Genomic DNA, 18736 nt, shown 5'->3' on the forward strand with positions numbered 1-18736 from the left:
CCAAGGATGAGAGAAGATGAGATACAGTTTTTGCGACAGCGCCCACGGCCCCCTGCTCATCGCCATCGATAAAGATGGCCTGCGCCACGTGGAGTTCATGCAGGGTGAGCGTCCCATAATGCCGACCCAGCAGTGGCGTCAGGATGATCTGGCGCTGGCGCCCTATGTCGAACAGTTCGCCGCCTATTTCGCCGGCCGGCTGCAGCGCTTCGAGCTGCCGCTCGCCGCCAAAGGCACCCCGTTCCAGCAATCGGTATGGCGCGCCCTGTGCGACATTCCCTACGGCGAGACCGTCAGCTATCTCGAAATAGCCCAGTCCATCGGCAACCACAAGGCGGTGCGGGCGGTGGGCGCAGCCAATGGCCGCAACCCCCTCAGCATCATAGTGCCCTGTCACAGGGTGATAGGGCGCAGTGGCGAGCTGACCGGTTATGCCGGCGGCATACCCATCAAACGCTGGTTGCTGGCACTGGAACAACAGACCGCTGGTTCATTTGAATTGACTCCCTGACAACAGCGGCATCCCTGTAAACGTGGGCTTCAGCCGCTGGTTTGGCCCCGTTTTGCGTTTAGCAAAATGAACACAGTATGAAGAATCGCCTCAGAAGGGCTTCAGACAGGGTCAGGCATCATGGCTTCACACTTGGATGGCATGGCTCATCCCTCATTCAAGTGGCACCCATGTGACGCTTCCAATCTGTCTTTTTTCCCCGCGCCTCCTCTGAGGCGCTTTTTTTTTTGCCCGAACGCGGCCACAAAAAAGCCCGCCGAAGCGGGCTCTGACCGGAAGGTGCTAACTTCAGGGTCAATCAGAGTGCGAGGAAGAGCCCCGCCAGCGAGGCACTCATCAGGTTCGCCAGCACACCCGCCAGTATGGCGCGCATGCCGTAACGGGCGATGAAGGATTTGCGCTCCGGCACCATGGCACCCAGACCACCGATGAGGATCGCCATGGAGGAGATGTTGGCGAAACCGCACAGGGCGAAGGTGACTATGGCCTTGCTCGACTCACTCAGAGTCTGATCCTGCACCAGGGCAATGAAGGCGACGAATTCGTTGATGACTATCTTGGTCCCTATCAGGGCGCCAGCGGCCTGGGCCTGATCCCAGGGCACGCCGATCAGCCAGGAGACGGGGGCGAACAGCCAGCCCAGGATGATCTGGAAGCTCAGCTCCAGCCCCACCAGATCACCGGCCCAGCCCAGCAGGCCGTTGAGCATGGCGATCACCCCGACGAAGGCCAGCAGAGTCGCACCGACCGCGACCGCTATGTTGAGGCCAGCCATGGCACCGTCGGCCGCCGCTTCGATCACGTTGGTCGCACGGGGGATCTCCACGTCCTGATGGTGATCCACCTCGCCGATTCCGGGCGGTACCAGGATCTTGGCCATGGCCAGACCGGCCGGGGCCGACATGAAGGCCGCGGCTATCAGGTATTTCAGCTCGACCCCGATGCTGGCGTAGCCCACCAGAGTGCCGCCGGCCACGGAGGCGAGACCGCAGCTCATCACGGCGAAGAACTGGGAGTCGGACATCTTGGAGAGATAGGGTTTGACCACCAGCGGCGCCTCCACCATGCCGACGAAGATGTTGGCGGTGGCGGAGAGGCTCTCGGCACGGCCGGTACCCAGCAGCTTCTGCAGGCCGCCGCCCAGCAGGGCTATGACGCGCGGCATCAGGCCTATGTGGTAGAGGATGGCGATCACCGCGGAGAAGAAGATGATGACCGGCAGTACGTTGAACGCAAAGATGAAGCCCAGCTTGAACTTGGCCAGATCGCCGAACAGGAAGGCGATCCCCTCCTGACCGTAACCGATCACGCTGCTGACGCTCTCGCTGACCCCGTTCAGCACGTGCTGACCGGCAGGCAGCCAGAGCACCAGGCCGGCGAAGAGGACTTGCAGGCAGAGGGCGAGACCCACTGTTCGCAACGGGATACGACGACGATTATCAGAGCAGAGCACGGCCAGGGCCAGGATACTCAGTATGCCGAGCAGGGCTATCATAGGGATTCCATCAGGTGGGGCAAAAGATGGGCGCGGATTCTGCGCTCCATGCTCCGCCACTGCAAGCCCGCTTGGTTACAGCCCTGTTAGCAAAAACGTTTGCACGATACCGGTTGCGCCAACCCGCTGATTTGGTTCAATTTTGGTATCACGCGAAAGCCAGTGTTCGTGTATGGAAACGATTATTCCTCTGTGCCGGACAATTTGCCACCGAGCCAGGGGGCGAGTCGCTGCTCCCAGTAGGGATTCGGGCCGAAGCTCTCCTTGAGGAAATCGATGAACAGCCGGATCTTGGGATCCAGATGTTCGCGTCTGGCGTAGACGGCGTGCACCGCCATCTTCTGGTTCGGCCGCCACTGGGGCAGCAGGGGGATCAACTGGCCGGACTGCAACTCCTTGTCCAGCAAGTAGTTGGCGACATAGGCGATGCCGAGCCCAGCCAGGGCGGCATCCCGTACCGCCTCAGCCAGATCCACCCGGTAGTTGCCGGCCACCTGCACCGTCTGGCGCTCCTTGCCCTGGCGAAACGACCACTCATGGTAGCGCCGCTCCCGACTCTGGTAGGTAATGCAGTTGTGCTGGGCCAGATCCCTGGGGTGCAGCGGGGTGCCGTGGCTCAGCAGATAGTCCGGCGAGGCCACCAGCACGAAGTGGATATCCGCCAGTCGCTGCCCCACCAGCGCCTCTGGCTTGTCTTCATAGGTGGTGATCCAGAGATCCAGCCCCTCATCCACCAGGTTGGTTCTGTGATCGAACAGGGAGACTTCCAGCTCCAGCTCTGGGTAGCGATCCTGAAACGCCTTGAGGCGCGGGATCACGTGCAACCGGCCAAATGACTGACCGACCCCCAGATGCAGGATGCCGCTTACCTTGCCACGGCGCTCCGCTACCATGGAGTCCGCCTCCAGCGCCACCGCCACCAGAGCGCGGCAGTGACGGGCATACTCTTGGCCGAGTTCGGTCAGGGAGAAGCGGCGAGTGGTGCGCTGCACCAGCTGGGCACCGAGCTCGGTCTCAAGCTGGGCCAGCTGCTTGCTGATGTGGGACTTGGAGACGCCGAGCCGTCGCGCGGCCGCCGAGATGCCCTGTTCACGGACCAGGGCATCGAAGATCACCATTTGGGGCAGACGTTGCAGCACGGGATTACCAGATAGGAAAGCGGGCCTCCATTATTCCAGAGCCGCCCGCAGCGGGGTAGGCCTAAAGACCGAGCGCCCGTTTGACCTCTTTTTGCAGGGGATCGTCGGCCGGATTCTGGTTCGCACCATAACTCGCGACCAGCTTGCCGTCGCGCCCGATCAGGTACTTGTGAAAGTTCCAGCCCGGCGCCTCGCCCGCCGCCGCGGCCAGCCCCTTGTAGAGCGGGCTGGCATCGTCACCGCGCACCGCCAGCCGGTTGAACATGGGGAAGGTCACCCCGTAGTCACGGCGACAGACGGCGGCTGTCTTGCCCTCATCCCCCGCCTCCTGCCAGAAGTCGTTGGACGGAAAGCCCAGCACTATCAATCCCTTGTCCTTGTAGGTCTGGTAGAGCTGCTCCAGATCCCGAAACTGGCCGCGATAGCCACAATAGGAGGCGGTATTGACCACCAATACCACCTTGCCCTCGGTCAGCTGGCAGAGGTTGTGGCGCTGGGTGTTGTTGAGCTCTCGCATCTCCACATTGAAGTAGTCGGGACAGGCGGCAGACACGGCTCCCGCACCGAGCAGCAATAACAAAGTGAACCATTTCATCGGGCAACTCCTTTTGAACAGATGAGCGTCATACGCACAAACGGCGCAGCCGGTTCAACCCTGCCTCAGCGCAGCGGAATGCCGGTCAGCCAGCCATGGCCCCAGAAGATCAGCAGCGCCGTGACCGCGAGCCCGGCCCCCACGCTTATCCCGGTGCCAACCCAGTTCGCCGCGGGACGGGGATGACGCTGCCAGTCACGCACCGAAATCCAGATGATGCTGATCAGCGCCCACAGACCTATGCCACCGAACAGCACCAGGGAGCGGGCCTCGCTGTTGACCGCCAGATGGGCACCGGCCCAGATCAGGGTGCCGAGCAACTGGGGATGCACCAGCCAGCGCCGCAGGTGATTGGGCCCCTGGCCGGAGAAAAACAGGATCAGCGCGATCGGCATGGCGGCCATCATCAGGGTCGGCCCCCAGGCGGGCAGCAAGTAGAGCGGCATGGGGCTGGCACTGCGCCAGCCGGCAAGAATGAAGCCGATGGCGACAAATACCAGCAGCGAGAAGAGTCCCTTGTAACGATTCTCCCCCAGCCGGTCGCGCAGGCGGTCCCTGTGGGCAGCGGCGAAGCAGGGGTAGAGGTGGATAAGGGTAAACAGCAGTACCCCCAGGGTCAGCAAGATCATGGGTTGCTCCTTGTACTATGGGGGATCACTATGCCGCAAAGTGCGCAACCGGAACACAGAAACCGCAGAAAAGTGGTGGGGATACAGCAGGATAATGAAAAAAGCCGATCGACAGATCGGCAAGGTGTTTCGGGCAGACCGGCAGTGGATGCCGGTCATCACCGCGACACGGGGCAGGATTTGGCCGGTGCCAGGCACCAGCCAGAAAAGGATTAACTGCGCAGCATATAGAGCGCGGCCACGTTGCGGGCCGTGAGCTGCAGGTTGGTGGTGGCGGTGGCCAGCGCCTCCGGCAGGGACATGGCGCGGTTGACCACGGCGAACACCGCATCCAGTCCGTGCTCATGCACCACACCGTAATCGTCGGTGAGGCAGCCCGAAATACCTATCACCGGCTTGCCAAACTGCTTGGCACAGCGTGCGACACCGATTGGCGTCTTGCCGTAAATGGTCTGGCTGTCGATGCGTCCCTCCCCCGTGATGACGAGATCCGCATCGGCCACCGCCTCGGCCAGTTTCAACGCCGCTATGACGATCTGGATGCCGGGTTTCAGCTCGGCACCGAGCAGGCCCACCAGGGCCGCGCCCATGCCACCGGCAGCGCCGGCCCCCGGGATCGCCTTCACCTGGCAACCGAGTGCGTGCTCGATGCAGTCGGCGTAGTGGGAGAGGTTGGCATCCAGCTGGGCCACCATCTCGGCGTTGGCTCCCTTCTGCGGGCCAAACACGGCGGAGGCGCCTGTCGGGCCGCACAGCGGATTGTCCACGTCACAGGCCACCTCTATGGTGATCTTGCTCAAACGCGAATCCAGCCCGCTCAGATCTATGGTGGCCAGCTCCGCCAGCCCGGCGCCGCCCGGCGCTATGGGGGTGCCATCGCTTTTGAGCAGCTTGCCGCCGAGCGCCTGTATCATGCCGGCACCGCCATCGTTGGTAGCACTGCCGCCTATGCCGAGGATCAGGTGCTTCACCCCCATGTCGAGGGCCGCCAGGATCAGCTCACCTGTGCCGACGCTGGAGGTGTGCAGCGGATTGCGCAGCTCGGGGGGGACAAGGTGCAGGCCGGAGGCAGCCGCCATCTCGATGACGGCGCGTTCGCCATCCCCCAGCAGGCCGACGAAGCCCTGCACCTGGTTGCCGAGCGGCGCTGTCACATAAAACGGCAGTATGCTGCCCCCCGTGGCATCCACCAGGGATTGCACAGTGCCCTCGCCGCCATCGGCCATGGGCAGCTTGATGTAGGTGGCATCTGGCAACACCTGCTTGAAACCCGCCTCGATGGCATCGGCCACCGCCATGGCGCTGAGGCTCTCCTTGAATGAATCGGGGGCGATAACAATTTTCATATCAATTCCTTAGGCGAGGCCAAACACGCCGAACATCAGGGTGGAGACGGCAGCAATGGTCAGGCCGACCGCGGTTTCGTAGGGGATGAGCTTGAGCCGCTCACCCACGCCCATGTGGACGCTGCCGCCGGTGGCATGGAAGAAGGAGCCGTGGGGCATGTGGTCAAACACGGTGGCACCGGCATGGATCATGGCGGCCCCCGCCAGGCTGCTGATGCCGAGCTCGATCAGGGTGGAGCTGAACACGTTGGAAGCCACTACAGTCCCGGCCGTGGTCGAGGCGGTCGCCAGCGACATCAGGGCGCCCGAGATGGGGGCCAGCAGGTAGGAGGGCAGACCTGAGGCGGTCAGGCCGCTGATCAGCACATCCTTCAGACCCGAGTTGGCTATTATGCCCGCCAGAGTACCTGTACCCAGCAGCATGATGGCCACCGGCGCCATGCGGGCCAGGCCCGAGACCGCAAACTGGTTCACCTTGCTGAACTTGCCCATCATAAGGGCGCCGACCAGACCGCCGAGGGGCAGGGCGATGAGCGGATCCACGACTATACCGGCCAGCGGACGCAGGGCCAGCAGCAGTATGGCGACCAGGGGGGCACTGATGGCGGCGGCAAAGCCGGGCAGCTTGCTGCCACTGAAGCTAACCACCTCGTCGGCGGCGACCTTGCTGCCCTTGTTGTTCAGCCGTTTGGCCAGCCAGTAGGCCATCACCAGCCCGAACAGACCCGGGATGATGCCGGCCGCCATCACAGAGGTGAGGGGCAGATGGAAGGCGTCGGATGCGGCTATGGCATTCGGGTTGGGGGACATGACGTTGCCCGCCTTGCCGCCCCCTATCATGGCCAGCAGTATGGCGGCCTTGGAGAGATCGGCGCGACGGGCAATGGCGAGCGCTATGGGGGCGACCGTGATAACGGCCACGTCCACGAAGACGCCGACCGCGGTCAGGATCAGGGTGGCCAGTGCCAGCGCCAGCAGGGCGCGGGTCTCGCCCAGCTTCTTGACTATGGTCTCGGCTATGGTGGTGGCGGCGCCCGATTCGATCAGCACGCCCGCCAGCACACCGGCCGCCAGGATCCGCATCACAGCCGTGGTGATCCCCTGGGCGCCACCTATCATCAGGGCGACCGTCTGGGTCAGATCGGCCCCGCCGATCAGGCCACCGGCCAGGGCGCCGACTATCATGCCGTAGGCGGGCGGCACCTTCTTCAGGATGAGGAAGATGGCGATGGAGAGCGCGGCGAGAGCGCCAAGCGCGGATACAGGGATCATGACGGGCACCTTTCAAATGAGTGAGTGGTGGCCATTATGGTGATCCGGGATCGGAATGCTTTGGCTAAAAAGCCAAATAAGGTCTCTCTAAAGAGATGTTTCTTGTTCATTACAACAAATCAGCTATCGAGATTGAGCCCGAGGTAGAGCAGGAACTTGTCATCTAACTTGTTGAAATTCAACCCGGTTATCTGCTCAATCCGGGTCAGCCGGTAGCGCAGTGTATTGGGGTGGATGAACAGGGCTTCGGCACAGGGATGCAGATCACAATCCTGCAAGAAATATTGGCGTAGCGTCTTTTGCAGCGTTCCCTTTGTGTCCTCCTGCGCCAGCTTGAGCAAGGGGGCCCGCAGCTGATCCGCCTGCCAGGAGTCCGCCAGACTGCCGAGCAGCACAGGCAGCCGGTAATCCTCGAAGAAGTAGACCTGCTTGCGCGGCGCCTGCCGCATGCCCCGGCGCAAGGTATCCCGCGCCGTCTGGTAGGAGCGTGCCAGCCCGTCTATGCCGCCGAAGTAATCACCCACCCCGATGCGCACCTTGAAGTGGGGAATGCGGGCCAGCAACTGCTTGATGCGGCTGCGCTCCTGCTCCGATTGCCAGACACCCTCGCTGAGCTGGGCCGGCTTGAGCACCACTATCTCGTCGAGGCCGTTGATGGCCACCAGGTTGTCCCGCTCCGGATTTTCCAGCAGGTGCACCAGCTCCCGCAGGCGGGCCGGATCCGCCTCCTCCAGCGCCAGCACGGCCACCACCCGAGGCTGGTCGAGATCCAGCTCGAGGAAACGGGCCGCCTGCTGCAGCTGATCGACCCGCCCCTCACCACGGATCAGCTGCAGCACCAGCTCCTCCTTGTGGCGCTTGTCCCACTGCAACTGCTCGGTGAGCGCCGCCTGCTCCAGAATGAGCTCGGCCGTCATGCGCACCAGCTCTGCGTAAGCACGCACTTCGTCCGGATCGCCCGAGATACCGATGACGCCGAGCAGCTCCCCCTGATAGGCGATGGGCAGGTTGATGCCGGGCCTCACCCCCTTGAGCTGCCGGGCGGTCGCCTCGCTTATCTCCACCACCCGGTTCTCGGTCAGCGCCAGCACGGCCCCTTCGTGGCGCTGATGCAGGCGCTCGGGATTGCCGGAGGCGATGATCAAACCGTGTTCATCCATCACGTTGACCGAGAACGACAATATCTTCATCGCCCGACTGACAATCTGACGGGCCAGGGTATCGTTTAGCTGCATAACATCTCCGGACAACAAGCTGGCATGACGCCTGGGGGCCCACAATCGCATGGGCCGACGCGCAAAGATCCCACATCATCAAGACAAGCGCGGGGGGGATCGCTAGAATAGGCCACTTTACGCTATGTGTGCCCCACCATGGATCATGGATCTGGCGTTATGCCGCTGTGTGGCGTGGTGGCTTCATCCTTCCGATATGGACTCCGCTATGGACTATGAATTTCGCCGCGACCCGTTCGGTGGCTATCGCGCCCGGTTCTCCATGGGCCATGAGGCCATCGGTCAGTGGTTGATCGATGAAGTTGGCAAGGATGAGGAGAAGCTCGACGAGCTCTTCTCCATCATCGACCAGCTGTCCAATCGCACCCGCACTGAATACCTGCTGCACGGCGGTGACTATTCACTGCTGCTCACCCCTGAGGAGGCCGAAGTGAAGGCCAACGTCCTCAATATCGAGCTGGATGAGGATCTCGACGATCTCGCCTACTACGATGATGAGCAGCTGGCCATGTGCGGACTGGAAGACTTTGCCCAGGTGCTCGGCTCCTGGCGCGCCTTTATCCGCAACGAGGATATGGGCTGAATACCCACATTTCGGGCGAGCATGCCCCTTGCAACCCAACAGGATTGACTATGTCTATTTACGATTTTGACGGCGAACAACCAGAACAGCCGGAAGACGAGCAGGACCAGACCAAACAGGCCGTGCCTGCCAAGAAGAAAGGCAAGCAGGTGATGAACACTCAGGTCAACCTGAGCCCGCGCGATGCCAGCCGTCTGAACGGCCTGCACGTCGAAGCCATCACCACTCTGGACGACGTCAGCCTGCCGAAGAACGTCATCTTCAAGGCCGGCCTCATCGCCCTGGGCGAGCTGGAAGCCACCAAGCGTGCCGACATCATAGCCCGCGTCATCGCCGAATCCGGTCGATAAATCCCGGGTAATTGCCGGGGCGGGCCGCGAAAATGCCCCAGACCTGGCAATGCCGTATCAGAAAAGCCGGAGCCTCAGCTCCGGCTTTTTCATGACCGCGAGCCGCCGCGGACTCGCCCTTGCAGGGATCCGACCAGCCTATTAAGCCTTGTGTCATGATGTGACGACTTGTTAAGGTGCGGGACTTTTACCGGCCTTGGAGACTCAATGTTACCTCTACCTGATTCGCTCATCTGGGGAGCACTGGCGCTGGCCGTCTTGCTCTGTCTGGCCCGGCAACGCCTGCCTGGCCTGATCCTGCTGGGGGTCGCCCTGCTGGCCGCCCTCTACCTCGACCATCTCAGCCCCTTCGCCCTGCTGATCACGCTGGCGGGCCTGTTGCTGGCCTGGCGCACCCCCAGCCTTCCCCAGCCCTGGCGTGGCGTCGCCCTGACCCTGATGCTGCTGTGGGCCATAGCGCTGATGCTGCACCTCATCCCCGGCTTCAGCAATCTGAAGGTGCTGGATCAGGTGCAGGCCGGCCCTGCCAGCGTGCCCTTCAACATGTACCTCAATCTGGACAAGCCGCTGGTCTTCTTCGGCCTGCTGCTGGCCTGGCCCGCCTTGCTCGGCCAGGGCGGTGCGATCCGCTGGCGAGCGCTGGCCCTGCTGCTGTTGCCGCTGGCGGCTCTGCTGATCACCGCCTGGCAGCTGGGGGCGCTCAAGCCCGAAGCGGGCCTGCCCCACTGGTGGTGGCTGTTTGCCCTCAACAACCTGCTGTTCACCTGCGTGGCGGAAGAGGCGCTGTTTCGCGGCTTCATCCAGCAGGGGGTGGCTGCCCGCAGCCGGCTCTGGCTCGGCATCCTGGTGGCCAGCCTGCTGTTCGGCGCCGCTCACCTGGCCGGCGGCCCGCTGCTGATGCTGTTTGCCGCCCTGGCGGGCGCCTGCTACGGCCTGGCGTTCCAGTTCAGTGGTCGCCTGAGCATCGCCATCGCGATCCACTTCCTGTTCAACTTCGCCCATCTGGCCCTGTTTACCTACCCCCTGGCCAGCCGCTGATCCCGGGCGCCCCGCCCGGGGTGCCCTTGTTTCCCCTCCTCTGCCCCCTGCCTGCGGCCTGCCCGCTCGATATAGACTTTCTATTTGCACTTTTTTGCCAGGCTCGCATGTCGATTAATTGACCCAAGCCAAGTTAGCGTCATCTTTGCCCCATAAAATGGGCCGGTAACCATCACAAAAATAAAAACAAAACTATCAGTTACTTGGCTCACTCAGGATGCTCACATGACAACAACCCAACGGGAGGGGGAGATACGCTTCCCCGACCATCTATCACTGATCTCGACCACGGATCCCGCCAGCCACATCACCTATGCCAACCAGCACTTCTGCGAGGTGGCCGGTTACAACGCCGACGAGATGGAGGGGGTCCCCCACAATCTGGTGCGTCACCCCGACATGCCCAAGGCCGCCTTTGCCGACATGTGGCAACGACTGCGACAGGGCAAAAGCTGGATGGGGCTGGTAAAGAACCGCGCCAAGAGCGGCAAGTTTTACTGGGTCAACGCCTACGTCACCCCCATTCTTAACGAACAGCGGCAGATCATAGAGTACCAGTCGGTGCGTACCCGCCCGAGCGAGCAGGACATCGCCTGGGCGGAGCAGCTCTACGCCCGCATCCGGGCGGGCAAGGCACTGCCCTGGCTCAGCCGGCTCATCCTGGAGCCGGGCCAGCTCACCCTGCTCCTCTCCGGCACGGCCCTGTTCGCCCTGCTGGCGGCCCTCGCCACCGGCAATCCCCTGTGGGGAGCGCCCGCTGCGGCGGCGCTGCTGGCCCAGATGATCCACGGCGGGCGGCTGCAACAGCGGCTCAGCCGGCTGGCCGTCACGGCTGGCGAGGAGATGGGCACCCCGCTCTGTCAGGTGCTCTACACCAAACGGCGAGACACACTGGCGGCTCTCGAGCTGGCCCTGCGCATGAAGCGGGCCGAGCTCAAGGCGGTGGTGGGGCGCAGCGCCGACACCAACCAGCAGATACTGCAGGCCGCCGAGGATGACAGGGGCAATATCCAGACCATAGACATCCACCTGCAACAGCAGCGGGCCCAGAGCGAGCAGCTGGCCGCCGCCATCACACAACTGAGCCACTCCATTCGCGACGTGGCGAGCAACGCCCATCAGGCCAATGCTCTGGTGGGCGAGGTGCAGCAGGTGTCGGCCGAGGGGCTGCAGGCGCTGACGACCACCCAGGCATCGGTCAACCAGCTCCATCAGGAGCTAGATGCCAACCATAGGGTACTGGCACAGCTGACCGGCGACAGCCAGAAGATCAGCGGGATCCTGGCGGTGATCAGCCAGATCGCCGATCAGACCAACCTGCTCTCCCTCAATGCGGCCATCGAGGCGGCGCGGGCCGGTGAGCAGGGGCGCGGCTTTGCTGTGGTGGCCGACGAGATACGGGCGCTGGCCCAGAAGACCCGCAGCTCCACCGGCGAGATCAACGAGATGATCCAGGCGCTGCAGCAGACCACCCGCCAGCTGGCCGATGGCATGACCCAGGGGGCCCAGACCTCGGAGCGCTGCCAGCAGCATGTGAGCACCACAGCCGAGGTGCTCAACCAGATCAACCGCATGCTGGCTCAGGTCACCCACACCAGCGACGAGATAGCCCAGGCCGTCAGCCAGCAGGCGGATGTCACCAGCACCCTGGATCATGGCATCCACCAGATCCACCAGCTGGCCAGCCACACAGCCGACAACAGCAGACAGGCCCTGGACGGCATCACGCTGCTGGTGGAGCGGCTGCACGCCCTCTCCCGCCTGATCAACCAGTTCCTCCACTGACCCGTCACAGGGGCGCGCATGCCGGCCGGCACGCGCGCCCCTGATTGCCGAGCCTGCTCTGCCCTCCACGCGGGCGGGGCACTGATCCCTCCCCTCAATGCCCCCTCTCCCCATATGGGGCCTTTCATTTATTTGTAACAAAAATGTAAATGAAATGACCTCTGTGCCCGCCATAACAGTCACTTTCCATCGTGCCTCAACCAAAAGGACTTAATGATGCACAAGCCTCTCAGTTATGCCGCCCTGCTGCTGGCCAGCCAGTTTCCGTTGCAGGCGCTGGCCGATACCGATGTCTACCTCACCAACAACGGCCCCGAGCCCTTGCAGCTGGAGATCCGCCAGAGCGGCTCCGGCCAGCTGCAGGTGGGCAGCCAGTGGATCCAGCACAAGACTGAGCTGGGCCCCTGGGAGAGCGCCATGGTGCTCAGCTTCAATCGTTACGAGGGGGTGAAGGCGGGCAAAAGCTATCTGTTCGAAACCCGGGTCACCACGGCCGGGGGCGACACCTATCGCCTCAACCAGCTGATGGAGGGCACCTGGTGGAACACCACATTGCAACACGGTGGCGACACCCCGACAGCCAGCTCGGGCTGGCAGAGCGATCGCGCCCTGCATCGTACCCAGGGGCCGCAGGAGCTGGCCTTCGCCGCCAAGTTCACCGGCCGTTACGACGATCTGCACTATATGCTGACGCCGCCACAAAAACGGGAGCAGCCGGAACCGGCGGAGAGCAAGCTCAAGGTCGCCAGCTACAACGTCTGGGCCCTGCCGGTGATCGCCGCCAGCATAGGCGAACGGCTGGCCTTGCTGCCCGAGCACCTCAAGGGTTATGACGCTTTGCTGCTGCAGGAGGTGTTCGACGGCCGCCGCGAGGGCTTCCTGCAGGCGCTGGCGAAAGAGTATCCCTATCAGACCAAGGTGCTCGACAAGCCGGGGGTCAACATCCACGACGGCGGCGTGGTGATCGTCAGCCGCTACCCAATCGTGCGCGAGGCCCAGCTGGTCTATCCCCAATGCACAGGCACCGACTGCTTCGCCGACAAGGGGGTCATGTACGCCGAGGTGATCAAGGGCGGCAAGGCCTGGCACCTGTTCGCCACCCACACCGCCAGCTTCGACACCGACGAGGCGAGACGGCTGCGCCAGATCCAGTTCGGCCAGATGCGCACCCTGGCCGCCAGCCTCAAGATCCCGACCAGTGACACCGTCATCTATGGCGGCGACTTCAACGTCAACAAGCGCAAGTTTGCCGACGACTACGCCAACATGCTGAGCAACCTCAATGCCCATGAGCCCGCCTATGGCGGCTACACAGAGGCCACCTTCGACCCCAGGCTCAACCCCTATGCCGGCGGGCCCCTTTCCGGTGGTGCCAACGTCGAGTACCTGGACTATCTGGTGGTGAGCCGGGAGTACGGCGCCGCCAGCCATAACCTCAACAGCGTCTGGATCCCGCGCAGCAGCGATGGCAGCCTCTGGCCCGCCAGCAACCTCTCCGATCACTTCCCGGTCAAGGGAGAGATCAGCCGATGAAGCGCCGCTACGGCTTGCTGGCCCTGGCAGTCCTCTCGCTCTTGCTGCTCAACCTCGGCTGGCAATATGAACCACCGCAGACGCCGGCCGATGCACAGGCCAGCCTGCGCGGGGCACGTCAGCCGCAGCAGGCGCCAGCCCCCCCTATGACGGCCCTCATGACCCGGCTCACCCCGGCTGCCAGCGGGAGCCAGCCCACGGATCCGCACCCCAGCTGGCGGGAGATGCCGCAGGAGATGAGCCAGCAGCTCGCCAGCGAGGTAGGCGACAGCGAGCAGCCGCTCGCCGAGCGCCTCGCCAACCTGAGTGAACTGGAGTCGCAGTGGATGAGCGAGGGGGAGAGCCTGACCCGGTTGCAGGGGCGCTATGCCGAGGCGCTGGCACAGCTGGCCAGCGAGGGTGAGCAGCTGACCCTGGCGGAGCGGCTGGCCGCCCTGACCCGGCTGCAGGATGAGTGGGCGGCGGATCATCCGGATCTGGCGGCGGATCTGTTCAACCCGGACGCCCGCCTGCAGCAGGCGCGCCAGCTGTGGGGGGACGAGGAGCTGGAGACATTGGCCCGCCACTTCCTGCCCGCCGATCGGGCCGAGGCCAGCCTGGCCTTTGCCGCCACCCGCCAGCAGCAGCTGGATCAGCGCGGCCACTACCAGCAGCAATTGGCCGAGCTGGAGCAGCAGCTGGCGGCCAGTCAGGGGAACATGGATCCCGTGCGCTGGCAGCAGCACAGGGAGGAGGTACTCGGCCAGTTTAGGCGCGACTTCTTCGCCCAGGCACAGGGCAAGCCCTGAGCGGGAGGCGGCCCGGGGAGCCTACGTTGAAAAGAAAAAGGGCCCGCCAGGGCCCTTTGCGTTTGCCAGCCCTTCAGGCCAGCGGGTAGCTGGCGGCCAGCCCGTTCTCGCAATGCCAGTTGGCCCACAGCTTGTTGTCGCTGCCCATCAGCAGGGTGGCGAAGTTGCGGGTGCGCAGGTAGACGGGGGCGCCGAACGGCTTGATCAGCTCGGCGCGGATCGCGCGGTTTTCGTCGAGGTACTCGGGATTGTCGTTGGTCATGGCGAGGATCCCCATCCACTGGAACTGGGTGGGACAGGGATGGACTATGCCGGAGGAGACCAGCTGGTGCACATTGGTAACCCCTTCCCGCTTGTCCTGGATCACCCCGAGGCAGCCCACGTGCACGTCGCCGGAGAGGATCAGGGTCTTGTTGCCCGGATCCTGCTGGCGCCGCACTCGGGCGTTGTCCAGCAGCCGCATGATGAGCCGGGCCCGCTCCCCCTGATGGGCCTTGGCCCGCCAGTGATCCTTGAGATCGTCGGTCAGCTCCTCCTCCCAGGGGGTGGCATCCAGCGCCGCCTCGGTGAAGGAGAAGTCCCGATAAACCACGGGCACGCCCGCCAGTACCAGCAGGTGGCCCGCGTCGCAGCCGGCCAGCGCGCCGTTGACCTGATCCCACTGGGACTGGCTCATCACCCGGGCCTGGGTGCGATTCGCCCGGTTGTCCAGCGCCAGGATCCGGTAGCCCCGAAAACTGAGCAGCCAGGAGTAATGGGCCAAGTTGACCGGGTCCAGCAGGGAGGCATTGGCGCCGCTGCGCAGCTGGAACAGCCGGAAATAGCGGGAGGCGGCGGCATAGATGATCCGATAGACATCGCAGCCCTGCAGATCCTCGGGATAGCTGCCCCAGCCATCGAAGATGTCGTGGTCATCCCACATCATGGCGCTTGGCACCCGGGACAGCAGGCGCGCCACCTCGGGCCGTCCCCACTGCTTGCAGTAGAGATCGCAGTAGAAGCGATCGAGCTGCTCCTCCATGGTGCGGGTCGCCTTGCGCTTGACCTTCTCGGTCCTGTCCAGCTCGTTCCAGGCCTTGAGGCTGGGCACTGTGGTCCAGAGGGAATCGGCATAGACCTGATCACCCCCCATCAGCAGCAGCGAGAAGGGGTGCGCGGCGTGCTCGTCAGCAAGCCGATCCCACATCACATAGGGCTGAGGCGTGGAGGTGAGCAGCTTGAAGTCGGAAAAACCGTTGCAGGAGGCATAACCGATGCGCACCTGCTCCGCCGACCCCGGCAGATGAAACTGCCAGTGGTCGTCCCCGGCCAGATCCCGGGCGGGCTCCCCGTCCAGCAGGATCTGGTACTCCACGCTCGCCCCCCCGGCGGCCGGGTTGGCCGTCCAGCTGGCCCGCCAGAAACCGCCCTTTGGGGTATCCGCCTGCTTGCCGGCAGGCAGCAAGGTGCCGTTGATCCTGATGCTGGCGCCCTTGCAGCCGGGCCCCGCCAGAAAACAGATGCTGTATTGCGTCTCAGCTTCGAGCCCCAGCAGGGGCCCCATTACCAGACTCGCCATTGCCTATCCCTCCGTGGTTGAACCCATGGAGCATAGTGAAACCGGCGTCCTTTGGTACTGCCCAAGCGGGCAGTCCATCCTTGAATCAGGCCTTGCCCTTGAACTGCTTGACGCTGCGCTTGTTGGCGGTACGGCGGTTTGCCTGCTTGTCCCGCGGGGGGCGCTTGCCCTCCCCGCTGGCGGGCAGGTCGGTCACCGGGAAGCCGGCGAGTTCCGCCAGCGGCAACTCACGGCCGGTGAGGGTGCGGATCGCCACCAGGGTATCGCTCTCGCCGTGGCACACCAGCGAAATGGCCAGCCCCTCGCGCCCGGCGCGGGCGGTGCGGCCGATGCGGTGCACATAGACGGGGGCGCTGGCGGGCAGGTCCAGGTTGATCACCAGCGGCAGCGCCTCCACGTGTATGCCCCGCGCCATCAGGTCGGTGGCCACCAGCACCCGCACCTTGCCGGCCTTGAAATCGTCGAGCGCCTGATCCCGCACCGCCTGCTCTTTCTCGCCATGCAGGGCGGCAACCGGGATCCCCGCCCTGGCCAGCTTCCTGGCCACGCCGTCGGCATCGTCCCGCGCGCTGATGAAGACCAGTACCTGCGGCCAGGCCTGCTCCTTGAGCAGGCTGATCAGCGCCGGCACCTTGCTGCTCTTGTTGACCAGATAGAGCCGCTCCTCGATCTCGTTCACCAGGCTGTTGAGGGGATTGGCCTCGATGCGGGTCGGCTCTGTCAGCAGGCCGGTCGCCAGCTCATCCAGCTCGGCAGGCAGGGTGGCGGAGAAGAGCAGGGTCTGACGCTCGGCGGGCATCTCATTCATCAGCCACTGGATGTCGGGCCAGAAGCCCATCTCCAGCAGGCGATCCGCCTCATCCAGCACCAGCTGTTGCAGGCCATCCAGCCCCAGCGCTTGCTGAGTGAGCAGATCCCGCAGCCGCCCCGGCGTCGCCACCAGCAGTTGCGGCCCCAGCGCCAGCTCGGCCTGTTGCCGCTCCTGTGCCACGCCGCCGCACAGGGTCAAAACGCGCAGCCCCAGCGCCTCGGCGACCCCTTGCAAGGCGGCGCTCACCTGGGTGGCCAGCTCGCGGGTCGGCACCAGCACCAGCCCCTGCACCAGACTGGAGGCGGGATCCAGTCGTTGCAGCAGCGGCAGCCCGAATGCCAGCGTCTTGCCGCTGCCGGTCTGGGCCAGCGCCAGCAGATCCTGCCCCGCCAATACCACGGGTATCGCAAGCTGCTGGATGCGGGTCGGGGTGTGCAGGCTGGCAGGCAGGGCCGCCAGCAGGGCGGGATTGAGGTCGAGTTCGCTAAAGGTCATGGGGCTACGCAGATATCGGCTGAATAAAGAAGTGGGAGGCGAAGTCTAGTGAGCAGGGAGCGATAAGTAAAACCCCATCCATCGCGGCCCTGCAGGCAAGCCCGGTTCGATCTGGCCGAAGCGGCTCTGACTACACTTCTGGAACCATCTCCCAAGGGTGTGACCAGATCATGACCAGACATATCTACATCTTGCTGTTTCTCCTGCTCGGCCTGCTGGGGGTTACCACCCTGAGCCTATCCCTGGCAGGCACGCCGGCCACGCCGTCGGACAAACCGGTTCGCATCCTCAACGCCCATCTTGGCGAGCTGCCTGGCCTCATCAACGCCGACAAGACGGGCCCCTTCGTCGATCTGGTGCGGGCGATTGATGAGCAGTCTCCCGAAGTCAGCATCCGTATCACCATATACCCCATTGCCCGTGCCATGGCCGGTGTCATCGCAGGCAAGGCCGACTTCAGCCTGCCCGCGATCCGCAATCTGCACGATGCGGACATGCTGCCCTATCGCTTCAGCACCCGCAGCTTTGGCAAAGTCACCCATGTCATCTACAGCAACACGGCTCACCCCGTCACCACCGACATGGCCTATGGGGTTGAGCCTACCCAACGGGATCTGCTGATCGAAGCCACTCCGGGCTTTCTGCCCATTCCGCTGCAAAGGTCCATGAGCATAGAGCAGTCGCTGCGCAAGCTCTCACGCGGTCGCATCGATGCCTTCATCTGGGCCCAGGAGGAAGCCGACCTGGTGCTGCGCCAGCTGGGGCTGACCAACATCCACCGGGAACACTTCGGCGATTTCGAGGATGTCTTCATCATCGCCAAGGGGGGGGCGGGTGATGATATGGATCACTTCCTCAGTACGGCCATCGACCGGCTGGCCGCGTCCGGCAAGTTGGCCGAGATCTACTCCAGGCTGCATCGCCCTTATGAGGTGTGGCAACCCCATCCAGAGCCATTGGCCCCGGCGGCGTCATCCAGCACGCCCTGATGACCAGACGCCATCCATAAAAAATCCCGCCACGGCGTGCCGTGGCGGGATTTTTGCACTCACAAACTTACAGCGCGGCCAGGGCAGCGGCGTAGTTCGGCTCGTCGGCCACTTCGGCCACCAGCTCGCTGTGCAGTACCTTGTTGTCTGCATCCAGCACCACTATGGCGCGGGCGGCCAGGCCAACCAGCGGACCGGAGGAGAAGGCCACGCCGTAGTCCTGCAGGAAGGCAGCACCACGCAGGGTGGAGAGGGTCACCACCTTGTCCAGACCCTCGGCGCCGCAGAAGCGGGACTGGGCGAACGGCAGATCGGCGGAGATGCAGAGCACGACTGTGTTCTCCAGCGCGCTGGCCTGTTCGTTGAATTTGCGCACTGAGGTGGCACAAGTCGGGGTATCGACGCTCGGGAATATGTTCAGGATCTTGCGCTGACCGGCGTAGGCCGCCAGGGTCAGGTCGGACAGATCCTTGGCAACCAGGGAGAAGGGCTTGGCCTGCTCACCGGCAACGGGGAAGTGACCGGCGACGGAGACGGGGTTGCCTTGCAGGGTAACGGAATTGCTCATGTTATGTCCTTGATTA

18 protein-coding genes are annotated in these 18736 nt (G+C 63.8%); 8 read left to right on the plus strand and 10 right to left on the minus strand.

Going from position 1 to position 18736, the window contains the following annotated elements:
- Positions 1-16 precede the first annotated feature (16 nt).
- Positions 17-511: a methylated-DNA--[protein]-cysteine S-methyltransferase gene (locus CK910_RS01770; protein WP_043557503.1), complete on the plus strand. Its 495-nt coding sequence runs from the start codon at positions 17-19 to the stop codon at positions 509-511.
- Between the two features lie 298 nt (positions 512-809).
- On the opposite strand, the gene CK910_RS01775 is transcribed toward CK910_RS01770, so the two are convergent.
- The 7 genes from CK910_RS01775 to CK910_RS01805 form a co-directional block, all read right to left on the minus strand.
- Positions 810-2006 carry a NupC/NupG family nucleoside CNT transporter gene (locus tag CK910_RS01775; RefSeq protein ID WP_098980797.1) on the minus strand — a complete coding sequence of 399 codons (1197 nt, stop codon included), beginning with the start codon at positions 2004-2006 and terminating at the stop codon, positions 810-812.
- A 182-nt stretch (positions 2007-2188) separates the two neighbouring features.
- Positions 2189-3124: a LysR family transcriptional regulator gene (locus tag CK910_RS01780; protein WP_016349403.1), complete on the minus strand. Its 936-nt coding sequence runs from the start codon at positions 3122-3124 to the stop codon at positions 2189-2191.
- 82 nt (positions 3125-3206) lie between these two features.
- On the minus strand, positions 3207-3740 hold the full coding sequence (locus CK910_RS01785) for a glutathione peroxidase (RefSeq protein WP_098980798.1): 534 nt from the start codon (positions 3738-3740) through the stop codon (positions 3207-3209).
- Between the two features lie 65 nt (positions 3741-3805).
- A complete protein-coding gene (locus CK910_RS01790; protein ID WP_098980799.1) occupies positions 3806-4369 on the minus strand; it encodes an NnrU family protein in 564 nt (187 codons plus the stop codon).
- Between the two features lie 212 nt (positions 4370-4581).
- Positions 4582-5715 carry a glycerate kinase gene (locus CK910_RS01795; protein ID WP_098980800.1) on the minus strand — a complete coding sequence of 378 codons (1134 nt, stop codon included), beginning with the start codon at positions 5713-5715 and terminating at the stop codon, positions 4582-4584.
- Between the two features lie 9 nt (positions 5716-5724).
- Complete coding sequence (locus tag CK910_RS01800) at positions 5725-6987, minus strand: GntP family permease (protein WP_042869080.1); 1263 nt, start codon at positions 6985-6987, stop codon at positions 5725-5727.
- A gap of 119 nt (positions 6988-7106) precedes the next feature.
- Positions 7107-8222: a sugar diacid recognition domain-containing protein gene (locus CK910_RS01805; RefSeq protein WP_098980801.1), complete on the minus strand. Its 1116-nt coding sequence runs from the start codon at positions 8220-8222 to the stop codon at positions 7107-7109.
- Positions 8223-8430: 208 nt separating this feature from the next.
- On the opposite strand from CK910_RS01805, the gene CK910_RS01810 reads away from it, so the two are divergent.
- The 6 genes from CK910_RS01810 (at position 8431) to CK910_RS01835 (ending at position 14299) form a co-directional block, all read left to right on the plus strand.
- Positions 8431-8805 (plus strand): YacL family protein, encoded by a 375-nt coding sequence (locus CK910_RS01810; protein WP_043140571.1) that lies wholly within the window; start codon positions 8431-8433, stop codon positions 8803-8805.
- Between the two features lie 50 nt (positions 8806-8855).
- Complete coding sequence (locus CK910_RS01815; RefSeq protein ID WP_005313598.1) at positions 8856-9155, plus strand: hypothetical protein; 300 nt, start codon at positions 8856-8858, stop codon at positions 9153-9155.
- A 207-nt stretch (positions 9156-9362) separates the two neighbouring features.
- Complete coding sequence (locus tag CK910_RS01820) at positions 9363-10193, plus strand: CPBP family intramembrane glutamic endopeptidase (protein ID WP_098980802.1); 831 nt, start codon at positions 9363-9365, stop codon at positions 10191-10193.
- A 225-nt stretch (positions 10194-10418) separates the two neighbouring features.
- Complete coding sequence (locus CK910_RS01825; protein ID WP_098980803.1) at positions 10419-11978, plus strand: methyl-accepting chemotaxis protein; 1560 nt, start codon at positions 10419-10421, stop codon at positions 11976-11978.
- A 216-nt stretch (positions 11979-12194) separates the two neighbouring features.
- The gene (locus tag CK910_RS01830; protein ID WP_098980804.1) at positions 12195-13511 is read left to right on the plus strand and encodes a sphingomyelin phosphodiesterase; all 1317 of its coding nucleotides are present in this window, start codon (positions 12195-12197) and stop codon (positions 13509-13511) included.
- On the plus strand, positions 13508-14299 hold the full coding sequence (locus tag CK910_RS01835; RefSeq protein ID WP_098980805.1) for a hypothetical protein: 792 nt from the start codon (positions 13508-13510) through the stop codon (positions 14297-14299). The genes CK910_RS01830 and CK910_RS01835 overlap by 4 nt, the downstream gene beginning before the upstream one ends.
- A 73-nt stretch (positions 14300-14372) precedes the next feature.
- Here CK910_RS01835 and CK910_RS01840 read toward each other — a convergent pair whose 3' ends face one another.
- A complete protein-coding gene (locus CK910_RS01840) occupies positions 14373-15857 on the minus strand; it encodes an alkaline phosphatase D family protein (RefSeq protein WP_098980806.1) in 1485 nt (494 codons plus the stop codon).
- Between the two features lie 85 nt (positions 15858-15942).
- Positions 15943-17163 carry a DEAD/DEAH box helicase gene (locus CK910_RS01845; RefSeq protein ID WP_098980807.1) on the minus strand — a complete coding sequence of 407 codons (1221 nt, stop codon included), beginning with the start codon at positions 17161-17163 and terminating at the stop codon, positions 15943-15945.
- Between the two features lie 170 nt (positions 17164-17333).
- Here CK910_RS01845 and CK910_RS01850 point away from each other — a divergent pair, with 170 nt between their 5' ends.
- Positions 17334-18152, plus strand: a complete 819-nt coding sequence (locus tag CK910_RS01850) for a transporter substrate-binding domain-containing protein (RefSeq protein ID WP_098980808.1) — start codon at positions 17334-17336, stop codon at positions 18150-18152.
- A 67-nt stretch (positions 18153-18219) separates the two neighbouring features.
- Here CK910_RS01850 and tpx read toward each other — a convergent pair whose 3' ends face one another.
- Positions 18220-18720, minus strand: coding sequence for a thiol peroxidase (gene tpx, locus CK910_RS01855; protein WP_043140547.1), 501 nt, complete (start codon positions 18718-18720; stop codon positions 18220-18222).
- Positions 18721-18736 lie beyond the last annotated feature (16 nt).

It is taken from the genome of Aeromonas sp. CA23 (assembly GCF_002587065.1).
GTDB lineage: Bacteria > Pseudomonadota > Gammaproteobacteria > Enterobacterales > Aeromonadaceae > Aeromonas > Aeromonas bestiarum.